General features: G+C 53.0%; 2 protein-coding genes. Both read right to left on the bottom strand.

Annotated features, from left to right (window positions below):
* A partial coding sequence (gene rnpA, locus QVO51_RS09375) for a ribonuclease P protein component (RefSeq protein ID WP_288168083.1) occupies positions 1 to 303 on the bottom strand: 303 nt, incomplete at its 3' end.
* A 108-nt stretch (positions 304 to 411) separates the two neighbouring features.
* Positions 412 to 546, bottom strand: a complete 135-nt coding sequence (gene rpmH / locus QVO51_RS09370) for a 50S ribosomal protein L34 (protein WP_015557443.1) — start codon at positions 544 to 546, stop codon at positions 412 to 414.
* Positions 547 to 623 lie beyond the last annotated feature (77 nt).

The raw sequence follows: 623 nt of genomic DNA, 5'->3' as shown, positions 1-623 counted from the left end.
TGCAAGCAGGGCGGTCAGCTCCGGCGACTTGATCTGCAAAATAGAGGACCGGGCAACGATCACGAGATCCACGCCGCAGGGCAGCAGCGCCTCCGTTTCCCGATACGCCTGGCGGATCAGCCGCTTGGCACGATTCCGGCAGACGGCGTTGCCCAGCTTCTTGCCAGCCGTTACACCCAGCCGGTTAAAGCCGAAGCGGTTGCGGCGCACATACAGCACCACATGCCGCAGGGGGATACAGACCCCCCGTTTGTACAGGGCAAGAAAGTCCTTATTCTGGTTTAACATTACCGTGTGAAGCATACAGTTCCTTTTCTCAGAATTCCGCGTTCTTCTGGGAATTTCATCAAATACAGGCAGCGAAACGCCGCCTAAATAAAAAGACCACAAGCATTGTTGTGGTCTGACTCGTTAGTAGGTCAATTTTGCTCTGCCCTTTGCTCTCCTACGAGCTAAAACCTTTCTACCGGCTCTGGTTGCCATTCTCTTCATGAAGCCATGCTCCTTTTTTCTGTGGAGCTTCTTCGGCTGGTATGTTCTTTTCATTGCTGTACCTCCTTTAGCGATTTATCATGCGGCATGCCGCAAAGTGAACAGTCAAGGCAATACCGCACAAAGCCCGC

Origin of the sequence: Ruminococcus sp. CAG:379 (assembly GCF_000434255.1) — a bacterium.
GTDB classification, from domain to species: domain Bacteria; phylum Bacillota; class Clostridia; order Oscillospirales; family Ruminococcaceae; genus Ruminococcus_F; species Ruminococcus_F champanellensis.
Note: the sequence above shows the minus strand (reverse complement) of the source record. Positions and strands in the feature narration are given on the sequence as shown.

Bases quoted from the DNA above. Each gene is read 5' to 3' on its own strand.
- rpmH (WP_015557443.1), bottom strand. From the start codon at position 546: ATGAAAAGAACATACCAGCCGAAGAAGCTCCACAGAAAAAAGGAGCAT.